General features: G+C 66.8%; 2 protein-coding genes. Both read left to right on the top strand.

Annotated elements, in window-relative coordinates:
* Positions 1-52: 52 nt before the first annotated feature.
* Positions 53-1261, top strand: coding sequence for an IS701 family transposase (locus ACTWQA_RS58925; protein ID WP_443167485.1), 1209 nt, complete (start codon positions 53-55; stop codon positions 1259-1261).
* Complete coding sequence (locus tag ACTWQA_RS58920) at positions 1258-1452, top strand: hypothetical protein (protein ID WP_443167484.1); 195 nt, start codon at positions 1258-1260, stop codon at positions 1450-1452. Before ACTWQA_RS58925 ends, ACTWQA_RS58920 begins: the two co-directional genes overlap by 4 nt.
* Positions 1453-1461 lie beyond the last annotated feature (9 nt).

Below are 1461 nucleotides of genomic sequence, written 5' to 3'. Positions count from 1 at the left end.
AGATCTTGGAGTTCGGCTGCGTAACTCGATGTAGTTGACTCATCGTCATCGTGTGACCTGTTCTCTCACCTACGATCTGGTCGTGTCCTGGGATGCGGAGCTGAGCGCGTTAACCGAGCGGATCGCGGGGCCGATGTTCACCCGGCCTGAGCCACGCTCAACGTTCGGCGACCTGGTCCGCGCTCTGCTGGCCGACGTCCCTCGGAAGAACTCCTGGCAGCTGGCCGACCACATCGGCCACATCAAGGCCCACCGGTTCGAGTGGCTGCTGAACGGAGCCAAGTGGGACGCCGATGCTCTGCGCGATGAGGTACGCGCCTACGTGCTGCATCATCTGGGCCGCCCCGATGGTGTGCTGATCGCTGACGACACCAGCGCGATCAAGAAGGGCGATAGATCGGTGGGGGTGGCCCGTCAATACTGCGGGCTGACCGGACAGGTCGAAAACTGCCAGGTCATGCCCATGCTCACCTACGCCGCGGCGGCCGGGCACGCCTTCGTCAACCGGCGCCTGTACCTCCCCGAGGACTGGACAGCGGATCCGGACCGGCGCAGGCAGGCCGGGGTTCCTGACGAGGTGGTCTTCGCCACCAAGCCGCACCTGGTGATCGACATGCTCATCGAGGAGATCGCGGCCGGCACGCCGTTTCGCTACCTGTGCGGCGACTCCGGTTACGGCCGCGACCCCGACCTGCGGGCCTTCTGCCACGATCGGCAGATCGGCTATGTGCTGGCCGTCCCGGTCGACCTACCGCTGATCGCCGTGCGCGGCGGCAGCGAGCCGGTCGGCCATCTGCTGGACCGGCTGCTGGCCCACGGCAACCCGGCCATCTGGGAACGCCGCGCCTGCGGGCAGGGCACCAAGGGCATCCGCCTCTATGACTGGACCTCGCTGCCGGTGCGCCTGGCCGAGCAGCAACCCGCCCCCGGCCACGCGCATACCGTGCTCATCCGCCGCTCGGTAACCGACCCGGCCGAGATCGAATTCTTCCTCGCCCATGCCCCACTCGGCACCCCGGTCACCGAACTGATCAAGCTCGCCGGACTGCGCTGGAAGATCGAGGAGAACAATGCCCAGAGCAAGGACCTACTCGGCCTGACCCAATACCAGGTCCGCAAGTGGACACCCTGGCACCGGCACGTCACCACCGTCATGCTCGCCCTGGCCTTCCTCGCCGTCACCCAGGCCGCCTTACCCAACGACAACGACGCCCCCGCCGACCAGGGAAAAGACCGCCAGCCATCGCCACAACCACCATGAGCAGCACTCCCGAGCGCATGCCCCTGCCCTCACTGGCGGAGATCCGGCGCGTACTGGCCCGATTGTTCATCCCCGCCGCCAGCGCCATCGAGCACGTCCTGGCCTGGTCAGCATTCCGCCGCCTCCACCAGGCCCGCGCCCGGCTCAGCCACTACCGCCGACGCGGAGATCCACTACCTCAAGATCTCTGAATGTAGTAC

This window comes from Nonomuraea sp. 10N515B, assembly GCF_052245915.1.
Classification (GTDB): Bacteria; Actinomycetota; Actinomycetes; order Streptosporangiales; family Streptosporangiaceae; genus Nonomuraea.
This window is presented reverse-complemented; position numbering and strand designations above follow the sequence as displayed.

What these genes read in the sequence shown, in the direction of transcription:
- ACTWQA_RS58920 (WP_443167484.1), top strand. Translation starts at nt 1,258, where the DNA reads ATGAGCAGCACTCCCGAGCGCATGCCCCTGCCCTCACTGGCGGAGATC.